Here is an 8243-nt window from a genome sequence, read left to right as displayed (position 1 = left end):
GTGCGGTGTCCAGGAACGTTGGCGGTGTCGCGGCGAGGTCCAGGCGGCGGTCCGGCAAGGCGGAGTCGGGCCTGGATACCGGTGTTGTATCCAGGCCCGACTCCAACGCCGCCGGTCGTCGTCTGGACCCGGCGCGGCCCGGTGAACGTTCCTGGACACCGCACTAGGCTCTGCCGCTGTGTCCCACCACACCGCACCCGATCACGTCGTACGCCCGCCAGCGCTGCGTCCCGGCGACACCGTGATGCTGGTCTCGCCGTCCGGGCCGACCCGTCCGGAACGGGTGGCCCGGGGCATCGAGCTGCTCACCGGCTGGGGCCTGCGGCCGGTGCTCGCCCCGCACGTGTACGCACGGCAGGGCTATCTGGCCGGCACCGACGCGCTGCGGGCGGCCGACCTGAACACCGCCTTCGGCGACCCGACGGTACGCGGGGTGATCTGCACCCGGGGCGGGTACGGCGCGCAGCGGGTGGTGGACGCGATCGACATGGCGGCGGTGCGTCGCGATCCCAAGGTGGTGGCCGGGTTCTCCGACATCACCGCGCTGCAACTGGCGCTGTGGCGGGGCGCCCGACTGGCCGGGGTGCACGGGCCGGGGGCGGCCTGGCGGGACGAACGCACGCCGCTGGCCTCCGCCGAGTCCCTGCACGCGGCACTGACCACCACCGCACCGGTCACCGTGCGCGCGGTCGAGACCGAGGACACCTTCCCGGTACGCACGTCGGGCCGGGCCGTCGGCCGACTGCTGGGCGGCAACCTCTGCCTGGTGGTGGCCTCGGTGGGCACTCCGGACATGCCGGACCTGACCGGGGCGGTGCTGTTGCTGGAGGACGTGCAGGAGCCGCCGTACAAGGTCGACCGGATGCTGACCCAGTTGCGTCGGGCGGGCGCGTTGGACGGGCTGGCCGGGGTGGCGGTGGGCCAGTTCACCGACTGCGCGGACGGCTGGCCGGTGGGGGTCGCCGACGTGCTCACCGAACGCCTCGGCGATCTGGGCGTACCGGTGCTGGGCGGGCTGCCGATCGGGCACGGGCCCGGTCAGCTCAGCGTGCCGGTGGGCACCCGGGCCACCCTCGACGCCGACGCCGGCACGTTGACCGTCGACCCCGCTGTCCGCTGAACCACCTAGATGTCCGGTTCGTCCTGAATTTGGGCTGACATTGCCAGCTCGCTGACAGGTTCGCCACGGCTCGGCCCCAGCCAGGCTGGTCACTGTCGGTGACGTCATCGCATCACCGACGAGTTGGAGGACCGATGTCCCGCACGATCTCGAAGAAGCACCTGCTGGCCGGACTGGCCGCCGCGGGTGTCCTCGGCGTGGGGATCGCCGCCCCCACGGTGGCGCTCGCCGACGACAAGGCCACCCCGAGCGCCAGCGCGAGCGCCGAGCAGCAGGACGAGAAGCGGCCGGAGCCGGGCGCGCACCGGACGAAGTTCGCCGAGGCCCTGGCCGAGGAGTTGGGCGTACCCACCGAGAAGGTGACCGAGGCGCTGGAGAAGCTCCGCGAGGAGCACAAGCCGCAGGGTCGCCCGGACGGCGAGGGTCGCGAGCGTCCCGGCGGGGACCGTGGCGGCTCCGCCGAGGACCGCAAGGAGGCGCTGGCCGAGCGGTTGGCCAAGGCGGTCGAGGACGGCAAGCTCACCCAGGAGCAGGCCGACGCGATCACCGCGGCCGTGGAGGCCGGCGTGTTCGGCGGGCCGGGCGGCTGGGCCGGCCGGGGCGGCCCCGGCGGGAAGTGACACCGCGTGGGGCGGCATCCGGTCGGATGCCGCCCCACGGTCGTGGTGACGAGGGTCGGCTCAGGCGATACAGGCGCAGACGATCAGCGCGGCGCCGAAGTGGGTGGCGGCGCTGACCTTGGCGACCGGGTGCGGCTCGTCGGAGCAGATCACCTCACCCAGCTTGCCGGGGGTGAGCAGGTCCAGCACGAAGAAGGCCAGCGCCATGATGCCCAGGCCGATCACTCCGAACAGGACGGTCGAGGCCAGCCCCTTGGCGAAGTCGCTGTAGCTGGTCAGGATCGCGGTGAAGACGATCCCGGCGACGCCGAGCTGGTTGGCGGCGAGCAGCAGGCCGGCGTTGGCGTTGCGGCGTATCCAGATCAGGTCCCGCAGCTTGCCCGGGGTCAGCAGGTCGACCAGGACGAAACCGGCGGCCATCAACCCGACGCCGACCACCCCGAACACCACGCTCTGCCAGGCTCCGCTGAGCAGATCCTCCAGCACCGACTGCCTCCCCCACCGTCTGCGGCCGGCGGGCGCCGGCACGGTGATCGAGACGATAGCGGCACCGCGCAACGGCCGCCTGACTGGCCGGTCAGAGCGCCAGGTACCGCTGGCGCTCGTACGGGGTGACCTCGCGGCGGTACTGCTCCCACTCGGCGCGCTTGTTGCGCAGGAAGAAGTCGAAGACGTGCTCGCCGAGCACCTCGGCGACCAGCTCGGAGCCGGCCATCACGTCGATCGCCTCGGCGAGGTTCTCCGGCAACGGCTCGTACCCCATGGCGCGGCGTTCGGCGCTGGTCAGCGACCAGACGTCGTCCTCGGCGCCCGGCGGCAGCTCGTACCCCTCCTCGATGCCCTTCATCCCGGCGCCGAGCAGCACCGCGAAGGCGAGGTACGGGTTGGCGGCCGAGTCGGGCGAGCGGATCTCCACCCGGGCCGAGTTCGGCTTGCCGTACGCCGGGACGCGGACCAGCGCGGAGCGGTTCAGGTGCCCCCAGCACACGTACGCCGGGCTCTCGGTGACCCGGTCCGGCAGCGCCTGTGGGAAGAGCCGCTTGTAGGAGTTGACCCACTGGTTGGTGACCGCCGTGTACTCCCGGGCGTGCACCAGCAGCCCGGCGATGAAGGCCCGGGCCACCTTGGAGAGCTTCATCGGGTCGCCCGCGTCGTGGAACGCGTTGCGCTCCCCCTCGAACAGCGACAGGTGGGTGTGCATGCCGCTGCCCGGCTGGTCGGTGAAGGGCTTGGGCATGAAGGCGGCCTGCACGCCGGTGGAGAGCGCCACCTCCTTGACCACGTGCCGGAAGGTCATGATGTTGTCGGCGGTGGTCAGCGCGTCGGCGTAGCGCAGGTCGATCTCCTGCTGGCCGGGGGCGACCTCGTGGTGGCTGAACTCGACCGAGATGCCGATCCGCTCCAGCGACAGCACCGCCTGGCGGCGGAAGTCACGGGCCACCGCGTGCGTGGTGTGCTCGAAGTAGCCGCCGCTGTCCACCGGCACCGGCACGCTGCCGTCCATCGGGCCGTTCTCCAGCAGGAAGAACTCGATCTCCGGGTGGGTGTAGAAGGTGAAGCCCTTCTCCGCCGCCCGGGACAGCGCCCGGCGTAGCACGTGCCGGGGGTCGGCCCAGGAGGGCCCGCCGTCGGGGAGCAGGATGTCGCAGAACATCCGGGCGCTCTCGCCGCTGACCCCGCCCTCGAACGGGAAGACCTGGAAGGTGGTCGGGTCGGGCATGGCGACCATGTCCGACTCGAAGACCCGGGCGAAGCCCTCGATCGCCGAGCCGTCGAACCCGATGCCCTCCTCGAAGGCGGCCTCCAGCTCGGCGGGGGCGACGGACACGCTCTTGAGCGTGCCGAGCACGTCGGTGAACCACAGCCGGACGAAACGGATGTCGCGCTCTTCGAGCGTGCGGAGGACGAACTCCTGCTGACGGTCCACTGCCCCAACCTTCCGCGACACGCTATGTCCGGCTTCGGACGGTGATTACCCGACCTGACCGACCAGTCTCCACCGACCCGATTACGCAGACGTTAACCGACCCACGGCCACCGCGTCCCGCCCAGTCCCGACCCACGGTCGCCGGGTGGCGTGGTCTGCGCGGACACCACGTGTCGAGGCCGCCCGCCGTGGGCAAGATGAGGGCATGCCCACCCTGCGTCTCGCCCTGTGCCAGGTCAACCCCCGGGTCGGCGACATCGCCGGCAACGCGGAGATGATCCGCTCGTGGAGCCGGAGATCCGCCGACGCCGGTGCCCGACTCGCGATCTTCCCGGAGCTGGCGCTGACCGGCTACCCGGTCGAGGACCTGGTGTTCCGGCGGTCCTTCGTCGCGGCGTCGCAGGCGGCGCTGCACCGCCTCGCCGCCGACCTGGCCGCCGACGGGCTGGGTGACCTGCCGGTCGTGGTCGGCTACCTCGACGCCGACGGCCCGCCCCAGGTCAGCCCGGACGCCGAGCCGGGCCGGGGGGCCCGCAACGCCGCCGCCCTGCTGCACCGGGGCGAGGTGGTGGTCACCTACTTCAAGCACCACCTGCCCAACTACGGCGTCTTCGACGAGGACCGCTACTTCGTGCCCGGCGACACGCTGACCGTCGTGCGGCTCGGCGGGGTGGACGTGGCGCTGACCATCTGCGAGGACCTGTGGCAGGCCGGCGGCCCGTTCGCCGCCGCCCGCGACGCCGGGGTCGGGCTGGTGGTCACCATCAACGGCTCGCCGTACGAGCTGAACAAGGACGACCTGCGGCTGCCGGTGGTCCGCCGACGCGCCGCCGAGGCCGAGGCGACCATCGCGTACGTCAACATGGTCGGCGGCCAGGACGAACTGGTCTTCGAGGGCGACTCCATGATCGTCGCGGCGGACGGCACGCTGCTGACCCGCGCCCCGCAGTTCGTGGAGCACCTGCTCGTGCACGACGTGGAGTTGCCGGAGACGGGCAGCGGTCCGGGCGCCACCCTGGGCGGCGCCCGCGACGGCGCGGAACTCACCGGCGGGCTGCGGATGGTGCGGCGTGCGATCGACGGCCTGCCCCCGGCACCGGACGGGCCACCGGTGCACGGCGGGATCATCGAGCCGGTCGCCGACGAGGCCGAGGTGTGGCAGGCCCTGGTGCTGGGGCTGCGCGACTACGTCGACAAGAACGGCTTCCCCTCGGTGGTGCTCGGGCTCTCCGGCGGCATCGACTCGGCGGTGGTGGCCGCCATCGCGGTGGACGCGCTCGGTCCCGACCGGGTGGTCGCCCTCTCCATGCCCAGCCAGCACTCCTCCGAGCACAGCCGCGACGACGCCGCCGACCTGGCCAAACGCACCGGCCTGGACTACCGGGTAGAGCCCATCCAACCGATGGTCGACACCTTCCTGGCGAACATGTCGCTGTCCGGGGTGGCGGTGGAGAACCTCCAGGCCCGGGTACGCGCCGTCATCCTGATGGCCCTGTCCAACCAGGAGGGCCACCTGGTGCTCACCACCGGCAACAAGAGCGAACTGGCGGTCGGCTACTCCACCCTCTACGGCGACTCGGTCGGTGGCTTCAACCCGATCAAGGACGTCTGGAAGACGCTGGTCTGGCGGCTGGCCACATGGCGCAACGCCGAGGCGACCCGGCGGGGCGGGACGCCGCCGATCCCGGAGAGCTCGATCGGCAAGCCGCCCAGCGCCGAGCTGAGCCCCGGCCAGCTCGACAGCGACGCGCTGCCCGACTACGACGTACTCGACCCGATCCTGATCGGCTACATCGACGGCGACCTGGGCCACGACGGCCTGGTCGCCTCCGGGCACGACCCGGCGGTGGTGGACAAGGTGCTCCGGCTGGTGGATACCGCCGAGTTCAAGCGCCGCCAGTCCGCGCCCGGGGCGAAGATCTCGATGAAGGCGTTCGGGCGGGACCGCCGGCTGCCGATCACCAACCGATGGCGCGAGGACGGCTGACCACCGGCGAGTGACATCCTCCACTGCGCCCTGCCGCGACCGGGGCCGCCGGTGCGACGATCGCGGCAGAGCCCGGGGACCGCGTACGCGGCCTCGAGGAAGGAGACAGTCATGGTGGAGTCCACCCCGGCCGAGGTGACCGCCCTCTACGGCGGCCCGGCCACCCGACGGGTCCGCACCCGCGACCTGATCGCCGCCAAGGAGCGCGGCGAGAAGTGGCCCATGCTCACCTCGTACGACCAGTACAGCGCCTCGATCTTCGACGCCGCCGGCATCCCGGTGCTGTTGGTCGGCGACTCGGCCGCCAACAACGTGTTCGGCTACGAGACCACCCTGCCGGTGACCGCCGAGGAGTTGCTGCCGCTGGTCCGGGCGGTCGTCCGGGCCACCCGGCAGGCACTCGTCGTCGGCGACCTGCCGTTCGGCTCGTACGAGGAGGGCCCCACCCAGGCCCTGCGCACCGCCGTCCGGTTCATGAAGGAGGGCGGCTGCCACGCGGTGAAGCTGGAGGGCGGCCGGCGCTGCGCCGACCAGATCGCCGCCATCGTCGGCGCCGGCATCCCGGTGATGGCGCACATCGGGTTCACGCCGCAGAGCGAGCACACCATCGGCGGCTACCGGGTGCAGGGCCGGGGCGACACCGCCGAGGACGTGCTCGCCGACGCGCGGGCGGTGGCCGAGGCGGGCGCCTTCGCGGTGGTACTGGAGATGGTGCCCGGCGAGGTCGCCAAGCGGATCACCGCCGAGCTGAGCATCCCGACCGTGGGCATCGGCGCCGGTCCGGAGACCGACGCCCAGGTGCTGGTCTGGCAGGACATGGCGGGGCTGCGTACCGGCCGGACGCCCCGGTTCGTCAAGCGCTACGCCGACCTCGCGGGCGTGCTCGGCGAGGCCACCCGGCGCTTCGCCGACGAGGTACGCGGCGGCGAGTTCCCCGCCGCCGAACACACCTTCTGAGCAGGACGCCGGTGCGCGTCGCGGCCCGGGACGCGCACCGGCCCCTGCGGCGGCGCACTCGGAACCGGACAGCGGGATCCCGGGAAGGCGGCTAACGTACCGGCCCGTGAAGCGAATGCACACCTCCGTCCTGACCCTGGCGTGCGCCTGCCTGCTGGCGCTCACCGCCTGCGGCGGGGACTCGGCCGACACCGCCGCCGACACCGCCCCGTCCGCCGTACCGCCCTCCTCGGCCGCGCCCTCGGCCACCTCCGCCGCACCCGACGCCTCCGCGCCGTCCACGGCCAGCGCCGCCGACGTGGTCGACGACAAGAAGCTGTGCCAGTCGGCGCAGGTGGCCAGCGACGAGATGCGGGCGGCCTTCGTGAAGGCCGTCCAGTCCGGCGACACCTCGGCGGCCACGATGAAGAAGATCCTGGGCGGGCTTGAGGAGAAGATGACCGAGCTGGCGTCGCAGGGCGGCGGCGACAGCAAGGTGGCCGCCGCGCTCGGGAAGTTCAGCACCGAGGCGGGTCGGGCGGCAGCCGCAAAGGATCCGGCCGCCGCCGCCGACAACCCGACCTTCGAGAAGGCCGGCGTCGACCTGACCGCCGCCTGCAAGACGGCCGGCGTCAGCGTCACCTTCTGACCTCTGCGTACGCGCAGCGGCCCGCCGGGACTCCGGCGGGCCGCTGCGCGTACGGTCGCTCAGACGTCGGTGACGCGGACGCCCGCGTGCGCCTTGTAGCGCTTGTTGATCGCGATCAGGTTGGCGGTGAACGCCTCGATCTGGTGCGCGTTGCGCAGCCGACCGGCGTAGATGCCCCGCATTCCGGGGATGCGGGCGGCGAGCGCGCCGACGATCCCGACCAGCTCCCGCTCCTCGGTGCAGATCAGCACGTCCAGCTCGATCCGGTCGATCTCCGGGTCGGCCAGCAGCGGCGCGCTGACGTGGTTGAACGCCGCGCAGACCCGGGAATCGGGCAGCAGCGCGGCGGCCTGCTGGACGGCGCTGCCCTCCGCCACCGGCAGCGCGTACGGGCCCTGCTTGTCGAAGCCGAGCGGATTCACGCAGTCGACCACGATCTTGCCGGCGAGCGGTGCGGCGAGCGCGGCGACGATGGCGGCGTGCCCGTCCCACGGCACCGCGATGATGACCACGTCGCTGCGCCGGGCCACCTCCTCGTTGTCCGCCCCGGTCACGCTGCCCTCGGCCGGTACCCCCGGCAGGGCGGCGATCTCCGCGGCCGACTCGGCCGCGCGCTGCGCGGAACGGGATCCGATGAGCACCGTCTGACCGGCCCGGGCGAACCGGTAGGCGAGCCCCCGGCCCTGGTCACCGGTGCCACCGATGATGCCGACGGTGAGCCCGGAAACGTCGGGCAGGTCGCTCGCGTCATATGCCATGGTCGCCATCCTCGCAAATCCAGCGGCCGCGCAGCAGCGCCCTGAGCTGTGACAAACCCCGCTGGGCGACCCCGTCGGCGACCGCCCGCAGCCTCTCGACTACGCACCGCCCCGGGTCCGACGGTCGGGGCCGCTTCCCCTTGGTCCAGGGACACGGCGGACCGCTTCTCGGTGCCGGACCGGCTCTCGGGGCCGGACCGGCTCTCGGTGCCGGGCCGGTGCACGGTGCCGGGCCGGTGCACGGTG

Annotated in this window: 8 protein-coding genes; 5 read left to right on the top strand and 3 right to left on the bottom strand. The window is 72.6% G+C overall.

What is annotated here, in order from left to right; translation table 11 throughout:
- The first annotated feature begins 244 nt into the window (after positions 1–244).
- Complete coding sequence (locus tag ABT008_RS23825; protein ID WP_350698577.1) at positions 245–1120, top strand: S66 peptidase family protein; 876 nt, start codon at positions 245–247, stop codon at positions 1118–1120.
- Between the two features lie 134 nt (positions 1121–1254).
- A complete protein-coding gene (locus ABT008_RS23820) occupies positions 1255–1740 on the top strand; it encodes a hypothetical protein (protein WP_350698552.1) in 486 nt (161 codons plus the stop codon).
- 60 nt (positions 1741–1800) lie between these two features.
- Here the strand turns inward: ABT008_RS23820 and ABT008_RS23815 are convergent, their stop codons facing one another.
- Together ABT008_RS23815 and glnA are read right to left on the bottom strand one after the other, a co-directional pair.
- Positions 1801–2226 carry a DUF350 domain-containing protein gene (locus ABT008_RS23815; protein ID WP_350698551.1) on the bottom strand — a complete coding sequence of 142 codons (426 nt, stop codon included), beginning with the start codon at positions 2224–2226 and terminating at the stop codon, positions 1801–1803.
- 91 nt (positions 2227–2317) lie between these two features.
- On the bottom strand, positions 2318–3667 hold the full coding sequence (gene glnA, locus ABT008_RS23810) for a type I glutamate--ammonia ligase (RefSeq protein WP_350698549.1): 1350 nt from the start codon (positions 3665–3667) through the stop codon (positions 2318–2320).
- Between the two features lie 205 nt (positions 3668–3872).
- On the opposite strand from glnA, the gene ABT008_RS23805 reads away from it, so the two are divergent.
- From ABT008_RS23805 to ABT008_RS23795, 3 genes are all read left to right on the top strand, one after another.
- Positions 3873–5654 (top strand): NAD+ synthase, encoded by a 1782-nt coding sequence (locus tag ABT008_RS23805; RefSeq protein WP_350698547.1) that lies wholly within the window; start codon positions 3873–3875, stop codon positions 5652–5654.
- Between the two features lie 111 nt (positions 5655–5765).
- The gene (gene panB, locus ABT008_RS23800; RefSeq protein WP_350698545.1) at positions 5766–6611 is read left to right on the top strand and encodes a 3-methyl-2-oxobutanoate hydroxymethyltransferase; all 846 of its coding nucleotides are present in this window, start codon (positions 5766–5768) and stop codon (positions 6609–6611) included.
- A gap of 106 nt (positions 6612–6717) precedes the next feature.
- The gene (locus ABT008_RS23795; RefSeq protein ID WP_350698543.1) at positions 6718–7239 is read left to right on the top strand and encodes a hypothetical protein; all 522 of its coding nucleotides are present in this window, start codon (positions 6718–6720) and stop codon (positions 7237–7239) included.
- Between the two features lie 59 nt (positions 7240–7298).
- On the opposite strand, the gene npdG is transcribed toward ABT008_RS23795, so the two are convergent.
- Positions 7299–7997, bottom strand: coding sequence for an NADPH-dependent F420 reductase (gene npdG, locus ABT008_RS23790; protein ID WP_350698541.1), 699 nt, complete (start codon positions 7995–7997; stop codon positions 7299–7301).
- Positions 7998–8243 lie beyond the last annotated feature (246 nt).

It is taken from the genome of Micromonospora sp. NPDC002389 (assembly GCF_040296095.1).
GTDB lineage: Bacteria > Actinomycetota > Actinomycetes > Mycobacteriales > Micromonosporaceae > Micromonospora.
Note: the sequence above shows the minus strand (reverse complement) of the source record. Positions and strands in the feature narration are given on the sequence as shown.

Excerpts from the sequence above, each read along its gene's own strand:
- ABT008_RS23820 (WP_350698552.1), top strand. The coding sequence starts at position 1,255 with ATGTCCCGCACGATCTCGAAGAAGCACCTGCTGGCCGGACTGGCCGCC.
- npdG (WP_350698541.1), bottom strand. The coding sequence starts at position 7,997 with ATGGCATATGACGCGAGCGACCTGCCCGACGTTTCCGGGCTCACCGTC.
- panB (WP_350698545.1), top strand. The coding sequence starts at position 5,766 with ATGGTGGAGTCCACCCCGGCCGAGGTGACCGCCCTCTACGGCGGCCCG.
- ABT008_RS23825 (WP_350698577.1), top strand. The coding sequence starts at position 245 with ATGCTGGTCTCGCCGTCCGGGCCGACCCGTCCGGAACGGGTGGCCCGG.
- ABT008_RS23805 (WP_350698547.1), top strand. The coding sequence starts at position 3,873 with ATGCCCACCCTGCGTCTCGCCCTGTGCCAGGTCAACCCCCGGGTCGGC.